Below are 15,403 nucleotides of genomic sequence, written 5' to 3' on the forward strand. Positions count from 1 at the left end.
GAGCGAGTAAAGAAAGTACAGACGCTCGCGGACTCGCTCTAAGCGTTCGCGTAGCGTCTGGTAGAGAAGCTATGCCGTTGGCGCAGCCTCTCGTAGAGAAGGCTTTACGCTTTGCTATCATACGACTGTAATAAATTGGGTGAGAACTCTGGGAAATACCTTGCCTAATTCACCTGAATATAATCAAATACCAGAAATTACTCAAGTTGATCAACTCGAAACTTTTGTAGGTAAAAAAAACACTCATTGGTTGTGGACAGCAGTTGTAGGAGCATAATCCGGGAGTTATATCTTGGGTTTTAGGAGACCGCAGTTCCAAAACATTTAAGCTTTTGTGGCAAATTATAAGCTGTTGGCATTCTTATTTTTATGTGACACGAGGCTCCGCAGTTTACCCTGGTTTTATCAGCAATGAAGATCATATTGTTAGTAAGACTTATATGACACTCGTGATCTGCGAAAATAGCCGTTTTAGGCATTATTTGGCAAGACTACATCGAAAAATATGAGTGTTACTCCAAGTCCGAGGAAATGCTTAGACTCTCTATTCGATTGGTAATACATTATCTCAAGTATGGTTCCGTGGCCCTGCGGGCGTATAGCGCCCGCAAGCTTGAGGCAATCGCATGATTCATACTTCGATTCAGCAACGCCGTTAATTTATAATGCTGGTAGTTCGGATAATACTTATCAGTTTGCGGGTGAGCAGAGAGATAGCACTGGTTTGGATTATCTCAGAGCTAGATATTATAACTCAGATTTGGGCAGTTTATCTCGAAGGATGCGTTTGCTGGACATTTGACTAGTCCAATTAGTAAGAATCCTTATGTCTATGCCAATGCTAATCCTGTTAATTTTACTGACCCCTCTGGATATGAATCTTTAGGATAACTCTCTGCTGCTGAAGCGATTAATGACATTCTTAGCAGTATTAATTATACGAGTATTAGTCAAGGAATAATTGGTGGTGTTTTATTTGGAGCTGCTTAAAACTTACTTAAACAAGATGCTGAACTAATTGAAGGTCGTCGTAGTGAAGTTTCATCGACTGAAGTTTTAAAAAGTACTTATCAAAGTGCTGTTTTTGGCGCATTGTTAAGTCAATTTCCATTGGCAGGGATCGCTTTTGCTGCTCTAGGTGTTGCTAATGCTATTAAAGAGTGGAAAACCGGATATTAGGCTTCTGCTATTGTTGATCTTTCTTTTGCTATAGTTCCCTTTTTATTTAAAGAGATCAATGAACCAGTTCTTAATAAAATTAATGATATTTTAGCTCAAAATAGTGTAAAGGTTAGCGAAGGTTTTCCTCAGTTACTAGAGAACAATCCAGTATCAGACCTTTTATATGGAGCAAGACCTGGAGAAAGTTTACCAGGAAGTAATGGAGTATAAATTCCAGGTCGCCCTACTCCTGACGAATTAGAAAATCTTTCTGTAAAACATAATGTTGAATTTGCTGTAGTGTACAAGAGGGGATCTGGGAATGATGGAAGAGGAGGACAGTACTATTTATATTCGGGTAAAATTAACAGTGTTGAAATACCACTTGAAGCTGATATTATTTTGATTTATCACACACATCCAGGAGGTACAAATGCAGTTAGCAAAGCAGACCAGGACATCTTAGCCTTTCTTCAGTCGCTAGGTTCACCGCAACGCAGTTCTCAGATAGTTCCTGTATGTAAAAAAGTCATAAGATTCAGTATTGAAAAAAAAAGGTATTAATTATGAACACAAACTTAGAAGAATTCTCATATCTATGGAATAGCCCAGAATCTGATTGGGCATTGTTAAAATTCTATGCTTCACCTTCAGAAAAAGAACCAAGATATTTAATTGTAAACACACAAACTAAGCGAGGTTTGCTAGTTCATGATGATACTCTATATCAGCTTCTAAAAGAAACTATGCTTGAAAAAAAAGTTCGCATTGTCTCAAGTTTATAATAATGTTGTAGATCAAAACGGCACTTAAAAAAGCTATAAACTATACTCCATAAGCATTGCAGGTTATAATTTGCCAGTAATTGAAATGGTAATCGCTACTCATCCCACTTCATCAGCACCCCATCCACAACTACAAAACCCCATTGCGGAAACTTCGGCAGCAGTTTCTTGATCACAATCTGCAAAGCAGGGTCATCATTCCAGCACGAGAGCAAGAACTTAAACCCCGGATTCTGCCCCGAATTCGCCGCAACTTTCAGTTTCTGCATCCGCCCCGGTCGCATATTTGACCTCGCTACAATTGCCTCATGCGACCATTTTTCAGGATTTGGCACGAGCGCGACAGAACAAGTACCTTCTCCACGAAACGCTACGCGAACATGACAATCTTTCAGCTCAACACCATAGTCGTGGTTTTCAACCAATAATAAAGCAGATTGACTTGGTGCAGCATCTACGAACGTTAGCAATATGCAGTAAAAAGAAGTACAGCCCTTTATGAGATAGATTCTAGCAGTGTCAATGCTAGTGGGACTTTGTAAAAAAGTAGTGCCAAATCAGGCTAAAATGCAGTTCTAGAGTTAAGTTTACGTCAGTCTCGCAGGAGCAGCGTAAAATGAAACATCAAGTTGCGGCAGCAATGCCCAAATGTTTTGAGAATTGGTGTGGTCGCTTTGATGACTTATTCTCGCGGCAAGTACAACGCGAAAGCTTCAGGATGTATTTAGGAGGATTACTGGGAGAAAGCGATGCCTGCGGCGGGCTACGCCTACGCAAAAACCTGGCTCAGATTGCTGATAATACGGTAGATGGCTCGTACAATAGTTTGCGCCACTTCTTAAACAACGCACCGTGGGACGTATCAGCCCTAAATAACCGACGTTTAGAGGTGATGCAGCAGTGCCGTCAAACTGAACTACAGCAAGGTTTTACCCTAATTATTGATGACTCTCGTCATCGCAAAAGTGGGAATGCAACAGCAGGTGTCGGAAGGCAATACATTGGTGAAATAGGCAAAACAGATAATGGAGTGGTGCTATTAACAACGTACTTCTATGATGGGGTGCGGAAGTTGCCATTAGATGTGGCGTTATACCAACATGGCAGTTCTCTACCACAAGGAAAAGCTGACCCAAAATTTGTTAAAAAACCAGACTTGGCACTGCAACTAATAGACCAATGTCTCAAACGTGGCTATCGGACAAAAACAACTTTAATTGATGCGGGCTATGGTGATAACACACCATTTGTCAAACATTTGGAGTCAAGAAATCTGACTTATATTGCTGCCATTGCCAAAAACCGTCAAGTCACTTGTCAACTGACCACAGACCTACAACCACGCAAACATTCTGTAGAAGAAATCGCACAGGCATTGCCAGCAGAAGACTTCACAAAAGTGCAATTGGATTTAGAACAACCACGTACTGTTTGGGTAACGCTAATTCGGGTACATATACCGAAACTAGAAGGTTTGTGAGCTGTTGCAATTCAACTAAATGCTTCGACATGGGCAGAAGCGACGGAAATTGATTACTTTTTCACCAATGCTCCAACTCCTAGACTGAGTCCCATTTGGGTGGCAACCACTTACTCACAACGCAATTGGGTAGAAGTATTCTACCGTGAGGCCAAAGGTTGGTTAGGTTTGCGCGAGTATCAGGTACAAGATGCCAAAAGTCTCAAACGGCATTGGATTTTGGTGTTTACAGTCTACACATTTATCCTTTGGCATCAATTAACTGGAGGATTTCGCCGTCAGTGGGCAACTAAACCTTTACATACTTTTGTGGAAGCTCTGGAGGCTTTCCGTACCGCAGTAGAATTTCGCTTTGTAGGCTGGCTTAATACGCATATTGATGTATTTGCCGCTCACAAAGCTAAGTCTGGTTATGTTTGGGCTTAGAAAGTTGCAAAGTCCCACTAATCAATGTTTTGGTGGGTGGAAATACTGCCAGAATTTCGGCATGTTGGTCGGCGATCGCGGTCGATAAATTTCCACAAATCCTACATCATCAGCACCCGCATCCAAACAAAGTGTTCGGAGTGAATCAGAATTCAAAGCGACTATGCTTGTTTTTAGGTTGTTTGTAGACTGCTCACGCCACTATTTCACGGTAGGATGGTTATCAAATTTAACCATAGAAGCCTCTAGCGTTGATAATTATAAATCTGTATAGATTTTGGTGGATTTGGCTAACTCATAGTTTTTATATCAAGCAGTAGCAATTGCATTATTTGACATTTTTGTTCTCCAAAAAATCGCATTACTACAGTTCAAGATTGAAGTTGCGGCAGCAGACCTGCCGCATCGGAAACAGACCAATGCTCGGCGATCTTGCCATCTTGAACACGATCAATTCTGATCACTGATGTTGAGATGGTTTTGCCTGTTGGTGGAATGCCGTAGAATGCGCCACTATGTCTGCCTTTGCTTACGATATATGTAACAACCCGATTCCCTTCCGCAACCTGCTGTATGATTTCAATCTGGATGTCGGGGAAAGCAGAGAAAAAATCATCAAAGAACGAATCGTGATAAACCCTAAGCGCGTCAAGTCCTCGATTTTCTGATCGTGGCATTGCGTGATTGATACAATCTTCTGTCCAAAAGTCTTTCAAAGCAGCAAGGTTTCGGCCTTTCCAAACTACTTGAATAAAGTTCTGGATAATCTGCTTGTTTTTATTGATGTCGCTCATTATCTTTTCTCCATAGAGTAATTTTCAATTGGTTTTAATAGGTACTTTATACCCAGCGACGCACTCGTGCCTTGTAGCGTAAGTATTCATCGCCAAATTTACGCTCCAAGTAACTTTCTTCGCGCTGAACAACCCCGATTTGCACAATCACTAAAAGGGGCAATAATAGTAGCAATGCCCAGAGCGCACCCAATAGCAACGCGATGCCGATGTAAAGCAGCGTTAGAGACAAATAAATTGGGTTGCGGCTTAACCTAAAAACTCCGTCCGAAACGATCGCTGTTGTCGGACGTGAAGGGTTAACCTCTGTCTTTGCACGATTCATCGTCCGAAAAGCTGAAGTTACTATCAAACCCGCGCAAATAATCGCTAATACTCCCAAAACTAGTGCTACCGATCGCGATAAAAAGTCGATTGGAAACACGAAACTAAGTACTAATCCGATTAATAATGTTCCAGCATAGAGTACTGGCAAAAAAGCAATTACTCCAGGATTATCCGACATGCCCTCTTCCATAATGACCTACCTTTTTGTAATGATTTTGCTAATAATGCGATGATATCCTGATGATGGATTTCTCCAGGATCTTTGTTCCATCTGGCTTCTGCACGCAGACTCCTAAGCTTTTGGTCTGGCAGCCAGTTGTTCGGCAATCACTTTGGCGTTAATTTCATCAGTCTTGGCTGCCTGCCAATAGGCATTAAGCTTTTGATACTTGCTGATCAGATCCGAGTGGTCATAGACCGATACCATTAAACTGACTATATTGAGTATGGGAACGAGGGCACAGTCAGCGATTGACGGTCGATCACCCACTGCCCAGACATCATCGCTCAGGTAATGATCGATATATGACAAGCCCTGATCGAGAACTTCAAATTGAGTTTTAACCACGTCCTCATTGCGATTGGCTGGATCTCGCATACCTCTTAAAGCAAAGATGGATGGTCGAATATGAAAATCTGGGAGGCGCAAGAACAAACGAACACGGGCTAGATCCTCAACATCAGTCGGTCGCAAAGATGGTGTTGGGAAGACATCTTCTAAATATTCAAGGATCGTTGCTGATTCTGGGAGTGCAAAACCAGAGTCCAATAACAAAGTCGGCACCTGTCCCATAGGGTTCAGAGCTAAATAGGCATCACTTTTAATGCCGCCTTCTGGCGGTGGGACAATTTCAATGTTTAAACCTTTGCGATAGATGGACAATCGCACGCGGGCGGCAAAGGGTGAAATAGGAACACTATAAAGTTTCATGTGCCTCACTTTCGATGATTGGGTTGATGGAGCTGGAAATGCAATCGTTTGAATCGTGAAATTGCGCTTCGAGATCGGCGATTCGTCGTTCGAGACTTTCGATGCGATCACTCAGAATGTCCGTCTCTCTAAAATCCATCGCTTCCTCGAACGCGATGACCCAAGCCCTGAACTTCTGCCACCATGTCATCGGCGCTACGTCCGCAATCGTTTTCATGTTGCTGACTCCTTGACACGAGGTGCCGATGATTTCTTTGAATGCTTATCATCAACTGCCAACATAGAAAAATTAAGTGCATATACACTTTTTGGAGAAAAATTTTAGACTTAACGCAAGAGTGCTGTTGCTTCCACTAAATGCGCCAACAAAGTGTTCCATCGTTGCTGTCCAAGTGCTGTCTCAACCATGCTTTGAGCCTGTTTCCACAATGGTAAAGCTTTCGCTAAGACAGCTTCTCCAGCTTCAGTCAAGGCAATGATACGAGTTCGCTGGTCTTGCCCAGGTTCGGATTTTAACCATCCTTCGCGTTCAAGGGGCTTGAGATTCCTGGTTAAGGTCGTGCGATCCATCACTAGCATCTTTGCTAACTCGTTGACCGTGGCTGATTTTGCGCTCGCTACAGCAGCCAGAATGGTGAACTGAGTCACTAGCAATCCGCTCGGCTTGAGTACTTCGTCAAAGTGTTGTGTCATAACACGAGAAGCCTTTCGGAGATTGAAACAGGCGCACGCTGAACCCACTTGACCTAGAAGATCAGTGTTGATTGGGTTAGTGTGTTTATCCATAGTTTAAGTGTATATGCACTTATTTTTGATGTCAAGTGGCTGCATGAAGTTTTATGCTCACTCTCAGGCTAAAAACATTGTCTCGCCAATAGGCTAGAACTCTTGTAAAAGTCAGTAGCTCGAAAACTTTTGTGAGTGAACGAAAGAATCAGGGTTTCAGCCGAAGTTTTTGGGTTGACGATCGCGATGTCTACGATGGTCACTGAGCTTGTCGTACCCCTACGGGGAAGCAAGCTACGCGCAGCGTCTCGTAGAGAAGTGCGGGCTGTGCCTACGCTTGCACTGCACTCTTAACCCACCAACAACGCCCGTTCCTTGAAAAGCAGACTCCAATAGGATTCCGGCAGATTGTGTTCCTAAACTCAAATCAACACCTGGTAAAGGTTCTGGAAAACTTTTCGGTCTACTGATATTGCGATGATTCGTATCATGGTCAGACAATTGGCATGATTTTTGACTGGTTTGGACTTTTAAAATATCCTCTCAGATAGTTCATTGAAATCTTCATTACCTGCTTTTTTAGAACAGGTAAGAAGTAGTAATTTTTCCTAGAGTCAAAGGGTGATGCCTATGGCGGGCAGGGCAAACGCGGTTGGGGGTGCGATCGCCAAGGTGTAGGCATAGATAGCGATCCGGCTATAATTGTGACTGCTGTGACTAGACTTTGCGATAGTGCCTCAGCAGTTGGTCAATGTAATCGCTATATTGCTCTGCCAAGCTCGGATCATGTAACACAACGATATTTTCAGCATTTTGTGTTGCACTGCGAGAAAAGTTAAAACTGCCACTCACCACAATATTGTCACATACTACAACCTTATTGTGCATGAAGTTGTGCTTGCTATCCGGTTTATAAGGTTCGGAGTGCTTACCAACGAGATGGGATGACACCTCTTTAAAAGTTTCAGCAACACCAACACTTGCTTCAGTTTTGAGCCAAAGTTTTACCACATGAGACATTTGTGTAGCATCGTACACTCCACTCAAATCTTTCACCTGTTTGTGTCTGAGGGCATCATCAAGTGCAGCTAGAATTGTATGAGAAGTGATCATCATGGAAGCAATCTTGATTCGCTTTTTTGCCGAACCAATCAAGCTAGAAATAATGTGGTCGATAGTCTGACCCTCTCCTGGCGAGAAGGCGAAATCAACTTCTGTAGAACCAATATAAACTTTACCAGTATCCCCAACACCTGTGGTCTTGATATTGCCACTGACCCACAATTCCTGAAAGTCAGTTTCATAGTATGAGCAAAGCTGCGGCGAAGAAATTTGCAATATATTGTTGTCTTGGTAAGTCCAAGCATCGTCTGTGAAATTGGCTGAACCAGTCCACAGAGTTGCTTCGCTGGTATTCACATCTCGGATGACATATTTATTATGCATCAATTTTGAGCCAGCAATGCTCTCAATTTCAACTTGGGTTCCCTCAAATACACTTTCTAGGAATACTTTGGTTCCTTTGGGTGCTGGATCACTACCACTAGCAATGAAGGGGTCAACTGTTTTAGTTTCAGGTTTTCCATGATCAAAAGCAATTCTGACTTTGATACCCCCTTGGGCTTTATTCTTAAGTGCCATAATTACGGGTTCTGCAAGGGTTGGTTCTGTTAAACGAAAATCATAGATTGCAATGTGTAGATTTGACTTTGCTCCATCAATAAATTCAGCTAATTGTTCTGCAATCTTCTGTGGTTGCCCTTGATTTCCACCATGATTTACATCTGTTAAAAAAGTCGGATTAATTGCTGAACTAACTTTTTTCGACATCAGCCAGTTGTTTTGAGTTGTTTGCTTTTACTGTACTCTAGATTGATGAAGTAGTTTGACAAATAAGTGAAGTAAAGATATTAAATAAATCTGAAGTTTATCTAAAAAAACAGATAGATTAATCTTTGGTTATTCTGAGTTTAAGCTAAGTTTAACTAGAGGATTGTAGTGGGGTATTGGTGGGAGGTAAAGATTTTTTACAGTAATCACAGTAATTACTATATATTTAGCAGCAATTAATAGATTTGTAAATTTGTATCTAATGTATACTTATGAAAAGCTTGCTTCATGATTGACTAGAAAGTGCTAATAAAATTTTCCAAATCGAAAAAGTAGCGTTACTTATGAGCAAATTTACTAAAGCAACAGGATTCTTAAATCATCATCGTTTCAAGCATTCTTTGGGCGCACCACTAATTAGAGTAGTTGGGAACATTGAAAAATTGTTTCCGGCTCCAGAAAATCATCATGGTGCGAATCATCAGCATTTAATTTTAAATAATATTCAAGTCGAGCATACTGAGGGATTTCCAGAAGGACTGGAAGTGAGCAATGAAATTTTTGTGGCTATTCGCTTCGGAGATAATGAAGGGTTAGTAGATCCAGTACCATTCATCGCAGGAGAACTAGCACGGTTACAGGGTGAATACATAGACGCAGTTAATGCTTATGCGACAGAAGATAATCCCGGTTTGTCTGTACTGCATTTTACTCATCATCCAGTGGGATTCGTAGAATTTCCCATTCGTAGTCAAGATTCACATGGTCCAATTTACACCTAAATAAGTTGCGGTTGCTTCTAGGAAGTAAGTTTTCCAGAAGCAACTGCAATAGAGGATTAATCTTTTGTAATTAAAAGCTGATAATTTCCATGAAATCATCTCATCTTTTATTGTTAGTAAGCTTATGCTTGAGCTTATTATTGTTGCTCACACCTTTACAAGCAAAAGAGCACCATGCTTATCCTGGAGGACTACCAATACATGAAGCGTTTAATAATATTAGTAATTTGAGCTTTGCGAGTAACTATCGCCTAATATATGGTCAAACAAATCGCAGTGGTTTACCAATTGTCAATCCATATAGCCAAAGCAAAGTAAATTCAGATATTTATATCAGCAACGACCTATTAATTACAGCACCGATTTGGCATGACTGGGCCAAGTCAATCGTCTTTCAGTGGAACGCTTCTGGCACTGAGTTCCAGGAATTGAATTTCGGTGAGAATGGTAAAACAGACAATTACGGTGCATCGGGGGATTCCAGAACTGGTGGTCATCACATCATTAGTTTGGCAGAGACGATGAAGCGAAAGTTACCTCCAGAGCTTGTGATTACTCAAGCTTGCGCTCACTCATCTCCCACTCTCGGTAACGAGTACAAGGTAGTTAACTGGTTACGTGCAGCTGCAATTATTGCTGGAATTGACCCCGTAGGGATTGGTTACTTATTTATGGATAAGCAAAATCATTTGCGTTTGCCGATAGTCCGTAAGCTTGACAGTTTCGCACTAACTACAAATTTATCACAAACTAACTTCTTGGCTGAGTATGCTTTGCATAACCTGTCAGATGCCGATTTTGTTTTATCAATTCCAGCTGTTACTATTGTTCAAGAGCAATTGAGAGCGATCGCTCCCCAGTTTGGCTATAATCCTAGGGATACAACATATATTACAAAATTTCGCAACCCTGTGTTAAGTTACTTATCTGCTGAACGGTTGCTAATTATTTATGGTAACCGTGGGCTTGATGGTGTCATTGCAGAAATCCAAAAGCTTAATCAGAAAAAGATTATCTAGCGGGAGCGGTGTATCTTTCAAATCCGCACTATAAGAATCAACGCCTTGAATATCTGGATTTTACAGTTAGCAGCAGGAAGAGTGAAAAGTGCGTAGTTTACAGCCGTAGGCATCGCTGGCTACTACTTGAGGGGATTAAAAAGATATCTCTCTATAGAGGGTTGCGCTCAATCAAAGTTTAACTCGTTATTCAAAATATTAAATAAAACGTTAACTGAATCCCATTGCAGCCTATCTCTAGCGTGAATTTGGGTCAGCTTGATTTAATTTTTACCTACCTTGAACAAAGCTTAATCTCATTTTAATATTCACTTAAATTACAAAACTATGTTGAACAGTATTAATGAATATTACATATTGCCGAATGTGGATAATATTATATGGAGTTGTTTGGAGAGTCCATAACAATAGGTACTGTTTTCTTTTTAGTGTTGGCGGTGGGACTGGCGCTGTTTTTTGAAGCGATCAACGGTTTTCACGATACCGCTAATGCAGTTGCTACAGTCATCTACACTCACTCGTTAAAACCATCCTATGCCGTCGTCTGGTCGGGGGTTTGGAACCTGATTGGTGTGATGCTTTCAGCAGGGACAGTCGCTTTTGGGATCGTGGCGTTGCTGCCAGTTGAGTTGGTAATTAATGTTGGTTCGGGTCCTAGCTACGCGATGGTGTTTTCTCTTCTGATCTCAGCCATCATTTGGAACTTTGGAACTTGGTTCTTGGGATTACCAAATTCAAGTACGCACGCCTTGGTTGGAGCGATTATGGGAGTTGGTTTAGCACATTCAGTAATCTCGTCAGGCCATAGTTTAAGTCAGGGGATTAACTGGGAACAAGTGAAGCAAGTTTTCAGTTCTCTGCTGATTTCGCCAATTATTGGATTCTGCGGCGCAGGACTGTTGCTACTGCTAGCTAAGGCGCTACTCAAAAAACCACAACTGTATCAGCCAGCAGATCAAAAGCAAGCACCGCCACCTTGGATCAGGGGTTTATTAATCCTGACCTGTACTAGTGTCAGCTTTGCTCACGGTTCAAATGACGGGCAAAAAGGAATGGGTCTTCTTGTGCTGATCCTGGTCGGCATCCTGCCAGGTATATTTTCTCTGAATTTGGATACCAATGCCGCGACCATTGCTCAGTTAGCTGCTGTATCAAGCTCTGTAATGCCAGTCATCGAACACCACGCGCCTAAAATTTCCCTAAGTAGTCAAGATGCAACCAATGAGCTGACAAACTTCCTCGATCAGCAAAGCAAAGCTAGCGACAAAACCTTTGCAGCACTATCTAACAAGAGTCAGGAGATGGCAAATAGCCTGTCTGGAAAGACGAGTTTCAAAGCTTTTGCTAGTAATGATCGCCGCGTGCTACGTAGCAATATGTATTTTATCTCTTCAGCAATTGGGAAGTTGAACAAGCAGAACCAGTTGACTGATCCTAAAGAAAAGCAGGCACTTGTGAGCTACCAGAAACTGTTGGATGGACAGACCAAGTTCATTCCCAATTTTGTGAAAACAGCCGTCGCCCTTGCATTAGGTATTGGCACAATGGTTGGTTGGAAACGTGTTGTTGTAACAGTCGGTGAAAAGATTGGTAAACAGCACCTTTCTTATGGTCAAGGCGCTGCTGCTGAAATAGTGGCAGCCGTAACAATTGGTACTCTTGATCGCTTTGGGCTACCAGTCAGTACCACACATGTATTGTCGTCTGGTGTGGCAGGTACAATGGCGGCCAATGGTTCTGGTCTACAAGCGAATACGATCCGGAACATTATACTTGCGTGGGTACTGACACTGCCAGCTTGCACGCTGCTTGGTGCTTCGGTGTTCTCGGCAGCATTTTATCTCGTGCTGCATTCTGGCTTCGGCGTGGGATAGGTTAGACAAATCTGACTTTTCCCGTTATCTCCTTCACAGAGCGATATCTACGATGGTCACTGACTTGTACTGAGCGCAGTCGAAGTAGCCTTGTCGTACCACTTGCCTACGCACGGTACGCAAACGTGGAAGCAAACTACACGCAGCGTCTCGTAGAGAAGTGCGGGCTGCGCCAACGCTTATTATAGTTCTATCCAAAAGTCCTATTCTCTCGAACTCTTCTTCCAAGAGATTTAAACCGATGAATCATAATCATACAAAGTATAATGGCAATCGTACCCCGCATTTCAAAAAATGTCATCGGCGGACAGAACAAGTCGAAATCCAGGTGCAAGATGACCGCACGGGCATGGATGGAGTAACACTCAAACGCGCTCTTTTAGATAACCTCTACTACATCCAGGCGAAGGATCGAGACTGGGCAACTGCACATGATTACTACATGGCGTTGGCGTATACTGTACGCGATCGCCTACTGCACCGTTGGCTCAAAACTGTAGAACAAACCTATCTGCACAAAGATGTTAAAATCGTTTGTTACCTATCTGCCGAATACCTAATTGGGCCGCAGTTGGGGAAAAATTTAATGAATGTCGGACTCTATGAAGAAGCTCGTAATATTCTTCAAGAATTAGGCTTTAATCTTGATGATGTGTTGGAACAAGAAGACGAACCAGCATTGGGCAATGGTGGTTTAGGACGACTAGCGGCTTGCTTTTTAGATTCTCTTTCTAGCCTAGAAATGCCAGCGATTGGTTACGGCATTCGCTACGAATTCGGGATTTTTCAGCAAGTAATTCAAGACGGCTGGCAGGTAGAACGCCCAGATCGCTGGCTGCGATTTGGTAATCCTTGGGAAATTCCCCGTCTTGATTATATTGTAGAAGTCAAATTCGGTGGACACACTGAAGCTTACACTGACGAACGCGGACGCTATCAAGTACGCTGGATACCAGAGCGAACCGTGTTAGGCACACCCTACGATACGCCAATTTCTGGTTATAGCAGCAATACAGTGAATACGCTGCGTTTGTGGAGTGCGAAAGCCAGCGAAGATTTCAACTTGCAGATTTTTAACTCTGGTGACTTTACCGACGCTGTAGCAGATAAAGTTTTTTCCGAAAATATTACCAAAGTTCTTTATCCGAATGACCAAAACTATCAAGGTAAAGAACTGCGTTTAGAGCAGCAATACTTTTTTGTTTCTTGTTCGCTGCAAGATATGATTCGTAATTATCTACAGACACATAAGAATTTTGACCAATTCTCTGCAAAAGTTGCGATCCAAATCAACGACACTCACCCATCTATTGGCATTGCAGAAATGATGCGGTTGTTAGTGGATGTTCATCAATTAGATTGGGACAAAGCATGGGATATTACCGAGAATAGTTTTGGATTTACTAATCACACTTTGCTATCAGAAGCATTGGAACGTTGGAATATTGATTTGTTTGGTCATTTGTTGCCTAGACATTTAGAAATTATTTTTGAAATTAACAGCAGGTTATTAACACAGGTTCGTCTCAAGTATGGTGGAGATAATCAGAAAATAGCTAGACTTTCACTGATTGAGGAAGGTTCAGAGAAGAAAGTTCGGATGGCACATCTCGCTTGTATAGGTAGTCATGCCATTAATGGTGTTGCCGAACTACATACTGAACTACTAAAAAACAACTTGTTTCCAGATTTTTACGAGTTGTTTCCTCAAAAATTTAGCAATAAAACTAATGGGATTACTCCCCGACGTTGGATATTACTTGCTAATCCGAAATTAGCACTGTTAATTACTAACAAGATTGGCAAAAGCTGGATTAAGAATTTAGATGAACTCAAGCAATTAGAAGCTTTCATAGACAATGCGGATTTTCGACAATCTTGGTGGCAGATTAAACATGAAAACAAGCAAGATTTAGCAGAATATATTTTGCAAACAACTGGGATTGAGATAAATACCAATTCTTTGTTTGATATTCAAGTTAAACGCTTCCATGAGTATAAACGTCAGCATTTAAATATACTGTACATTATTACTCTCTATAATCGCATCAAGAAAAATCCCAACCTCGATATAATACCTCGGACTGTAATTTTTAGTGGAAAGTCAGCACCAGGTTATGCAATGGCGAAGTTAATTATCAAACTAATTAATTCTGTTGCTAATGTGATTAATAATGACGCTGATGTAGGTGACAAGCTAAAAGTAGTCTTTTTACCCAACTACAATGTTTCATTAGCACAGCGAATTTATCCTGCTGCTGACCTTTCCGAGCAAATTTCTACTGCTGGTAAGGAAGCTTCTGGCACAAGTAACATGAAGTTTGCAGTTAACGGAGCGCTGACAATTGGTACACAAGATGGAGCAAATATTGAAATCCGCGATCGCGTTGGTGCAGAAAACTTTTTTCAGTTTGGATTAACTGCTCCTGAAGTTGCTCATCTGAAAGCGCAAGGATACAATCCGTGGAACTATTACAACAATAATCCTGAACTCAAGCAAGCAATGGACCAAATTGCTGATGGCTATTTTTCTATTGGAAATACAGATTTATTTCAGCCATTAATAGATTCCTTAAAAAATCGGGATGAGTATATGTTATTTGTGGATTATCAATCTTATATCGAGTGTCAACAAAAAGTTACTCAAGCATATAACGAGCGGGATAACTGGATAAAAATGTCAATTTTTAATGCTGCTCGCACGGGTTATTTTTCATCAGATCGTACCATTCGTGAATATGCCCAAGATGTCTGGCATCTTCAGCCAGTGATGATTAATTTAAATGATACTCAAGAACAAAAGGCAGGTGTGAAAGTAAAAGAAGCACCATTACCAAGTTAGGGGTAATTAGTATAAAGCAAGTGGTTTATTTGGTAGTAACCAAAGATGAAGTCCTAATTGTTCGCCACGAGCCTTTATCAACCTAACTAGAGAACTTCCCCAATCCTTGAGTCGTTCCTGTTTCCCGTTGTTTCTGACCTTAGAGCTATCCAATCCACCGGAAGCTTCAGATGACATCAGGACAATCTACGGAATAGTTGTCCCATCTATTCTTCAAGTCCATATTTCGGACGCCGGATATCAGCCAATACAGTTCAGTTAAGGATTTTTGGTACTAATTTTTAACCTGGAGAGACGCGAAATTTCGCGTCTCTACAAAGATTTTGGGCTTAGAGGCTATTTATAAAGTAAATCTAAAGGTGAGTAGAAAGCAGTACTCACAACGATAGAATACTTTCTATGTAGTAGATTTACATAACTGTCTAT

At 41.5% G+C, this 15,403-nt stretch carries 15 protein-coding genes and 2 pseudogenes; 8 read left to right on the forward strand and 9 right to left on the reverse strand.

Annotation, left to right across the window (positions count from 1 at the left end; all coding sequences use genetic code 11):
- Nucleotides 1–115 precede the first annotated feature (115 nt).
- Nucleotides 116–630 (forward strand): annotated as a pseudogene (locus V7L20_RS19675) (IS1 family transposase); the annotation flags it as partial.
- 1,097 nt (nucleotides 631–1,727) lie between these two features.
- Nucleotides 1,728–1,946 carry a hypothetical protein gene (locus V7L20_RS19680; protein ID WP_334745704.1) on the forward strand — a complete coding sequence of 73 codons (219 nt, stop codon included), beginning with the start codon at nucleotides 1,728–1,730 and terminating at the stop codon, nucleotides 1,944–1,946.
- A gap of 95 nt (nucleotides 1,947–2,041) precedes the next feature.
- On the opposite strand, the gene V7L20_RS19685 is transcribed toward V7L20_RS19680, so the two are convergent.
- The gene (locus tag V7L20_RS19685; protein WP_334745705.1) at nucleotides 2,042–2,371 is read right to left on the reverse strand and encodes a hypothetical protein; all 330 of its coding nucleotides are present in this window, start codon (nucleotides 2,369–2,371) and stop codon (nucleotides 2,042–2,044) included.
- A 191-nt stretch (nucleotides 2,372–2,562) separates the two neighbouring features.
- On the opposite strand from V7L20_RS19685, the pseudogene V7L20_RS19690 reads away from it, so the two are divergent.
- Nucleotides 2,563–3,852, forward strand: a pseudogene (locus V7L20_RS19690) (IS701 family transposase).
- Nucleotides 3,853–3,873: 21 nt separating this feature from the next.
- On the opposite strand, the gene V7L20_RS19695 reads toward V7L20_RS19690, so the two are convergent.
- From V7L20_RS19695 to V7L20_RS19720, 6 genes are all read right to left on the reverse strand, one after another.
- Nucleotides 3,874–4,008, reverse strand: a complete 135-nt coding sequence (locus V7L20_RS19695; protein ID WP_334745706.1) for a hypothetical protein — start codon at nucleotides 4,006–4,008, stop codon at nucleotides 3,874–3,876.
- A 215-nt stretch (nucleotides 4,009–4,223) separates the two neighbouring features.
- Complete coding sequence (locus V7L20_RS19700; protein ID WP_334745707.1) at nucleotides 4,224–4,646, reverse strand: ester cyclase; 423 nt, start codon at nucleotides 4,644–4,646, stop codon at nucleotides 4,224–4,226.
- A gap of 46 nt (nucleotides 4,647–4,692) precedes the next feature.
- Nucleotides 4,693–5,151, reverse strand: coding sequence for a methyltransferase family protein (locus tag V7L20_RS19705; RefSeq protein WP_334745708.1), 459 nt, complete (start codon nucleotides 5,149–5,151; stop codon nucleotides 4,693–4,695).
- 114 nt (nucleotides 5,152–5,265) lie between these two features.
- Nucleotides 5,266–5,904, reverse strand: coding sequence for a glutathione S-transferase family protein (locus V7L20_RS19710; protein WP_334745709.1), 639 nt, complete (start codon nucleotides 5,902–5,904; stop codon nucleotides 5,266–5,268).
- The gene (locus V7L20_RS19715) at nucleotides 5,891–6,121 is read right to left on the reverse strand and encodes a hypothetical protein (protein ID WP_334745710.1); all 231 of its coding nucleotides are present in this window, start codon (nucleotides 6,119–6,121) and stop codon (nucleotides 5,891–5,893) included. The genes V7L20_RS19710 and V7L20_RS19715 overlap by 14 nt, the downstream gene beginning before the upstream one ends.
- Nucleotides 6,122–6,231: 110 nt before the next feature.
- Nucleotides 6,232–6,597, reverse strand: a complete 366-nt coding sequence (locus tag V7L20_RS19720) for a MarR family winged helix-turn-helix transcriptional regulator (RefSeq protein ID WP_334745711.1) — start codon at nucleotides 6,595–6,597, stop codon at nucleotides 6,232–6,234.
- Nucleotides 6,598–6,825: 228 nt separating this feature from the next.
- Between V7L20_RS19720 and V7L20_RS19725 the strand changes: the two genes are divergently transcribed.
- Nucleotides 6,826–6,984: a hypothetical protein gene (locus tag V7L20_RS19725; RefSeq protein WP_334745712.1), complete on the forward strand. Its 159-nt coding sequence runs from the start codon at nucleotides 6,826–6,828 to the stop codon at nucleotides 6,982–6,984.
- Between the two features lie 363 nt (nucleotides 6,985–7,347).
- Here the strand turns inward: V7L20_RS19725 and V7L20_RS19730 are convergent, their stop codons facing one another.
- The gene (locus tag V7L20_RS19730; RefSeq protein ID WP_334745713.1) at nucleotides 7,348–8,460 is read right to left on the reverse strand and encodes a phospholipase D-like domain-containing protein; all 1,113 of its coding nucleotides are present in this window, start codon (nucleotides 8,458–8,460) and stop codon (nucleotides 7,348–7,350) included.
- A 344-nt stretch (nucleotides 8,461–8,804) separates the two neighbouring features.
- On the opposite strand from V7L20_RS19730, the gene V7L20_RS19735 reads away from it, so the two are divergent.
- From V7L20_RS19735 to V7L20_RS19750, 4 genes are all read left to right on the forward strand, one after another.
- The gene (locus V7L20_RS19735; protein WP_334745714.1) at nucleotides 8,805–9,242 is read left to right on the forward strand and encodes a hypothetical protein; all 438 of its coding nucleotides are present in this window, start codon (nucleotides 8,805–8,807) and stop codon (nucleotides 9,240–9,242) included.
- Between the two features lie 89 nt (nucleotides 9,243–9,331).
- A complete protein-coding gene (locus V7L20_RS19740) occupies nucleotides 9,332–10,261 on the forward strand; it encodes a hypothetical protein (protein WP_334745715.1) in 930 nt (309 codons plus the stop codon).
- A gap of 380 nt (nucleotides 10,262–10,641) precedes the next feature.
- Nucleotides 10,642–12,135, forward strand: coding sequence for an inorganic phosphate transporter (locus V7L20_RS19745; RefSeq protein ID WP_334745716.1), 1,494 nt, complete (start codon nucleotides 10,642–10,644; stop codon nucleotides 12,133–12,135).
- A gap of 241 nt (nucleotides 12,136–12,376) precedes the next feature.
- A complete protein-coding gene (locus V7L20_RS19750; RefSeq protein ID WP_334745717.1) occupies nucleotides 12,377–14,977 on the forward strand; it encodes a glycogen/starch/alpha-glucan phosphorylase in 2,601 nt (866 codons plus the stop codon).
- A gap of 6 nt (nucleotides 14,978–14,983) precedes the next feature.
- Here V7L20_RS19750 and V7L20_RS19755 read toward each other — a convergent pair whose 3' ends face one another.
- A complete protein-coding gene (locus V7L20_RS19755) occupies nucleotides 14,984–15,154 on the reverse strand; it encodes a hypothetical protein (RefSeq protein WP_334745718.1) in 171 nt (56 codons plus the stop codon).
- Nucleotides 15,155–15,403 lie beyond the last annotated feature (249 nt).

The sequence above is a fragment of the Nostoc sp. genome (assembly GCF_036916735.1).
Classification (GTDB): domain Bacteria; phylum Cyanobacteriota; class Cyanobacteriia; order Cyanobacteriales; family Nostocaceae; genus Nostoc.